The following is a 516-nucleotide window of genomic DNA, read 5'->3' on the forward strand; positions in this document are numbered from 1 at the left end:
TGTCGATGTTCTACTTCCAAAGCACGGCGCGACCGCAACCTGATCAGCTCCCTTACTCCGCCTTTGTCACGGCAGTCGAGCAAGGGGAGATCCGCTCCGCCACTATCCAGGGGCAGGAGGTGATTGCCGAGCGCTCTGCGGGCGGCATTGTCACCACCTATGTTCCGCAGGGAGCCGGCCTCATCGCTCAGCTGCAGCAGAAGGATGTCGTGATCAAGGCCGAGCCGCCGCCGCAACCCAGCCTGCTCGGTAGCTTGCTGCTTTCACTTCTGCCGTTTGCGCTGATGATCGGCATCGTCGTCTGGCTGTCCCGCAACGCCATGAACAAGCAGGGCGGCGGCGGTCTAATGTCCATCGGCAAGTCCAAGGCAAAGCTCCTCACCGAAGCGCATGGCCGCGTGACGTTTGATGAGGTGGCCGGCATCGACGAGGCCAAGGAAGACCTGCAGGAGGTGGTGGAGTTCCTGCGCGACCCGCAGAAGTTCCAGCGCCTGGGCGGCCGCATTCCCCGCGGCG

General features: G+C 63.6%; 1 protein-coding gene. It reads left to right on the forward strand.

Annotated elements, in window-relative coordinates; all coding sequences use genetic code 11:
• The coding region (locus tag FS320_RS46975; protein ID WP_338105720.1) for an ATP-dependent metallopeptidase FtsH/Yme1/Tma family protein at positions 1-516 on the forward strand (516 nt) is incomplete at both ends.

The organism is Microvirga tunisiensis, from assembly GCF_009296175.1.
In the GTDB taxonomy this organism is placed as follows: domain Bacteria; phylum Pseudomonadota; class Alphaproteobacteria; order Rhizobiales; family Beijerinckiaceae; genus Microvirga; species Microvirga tunisiensis.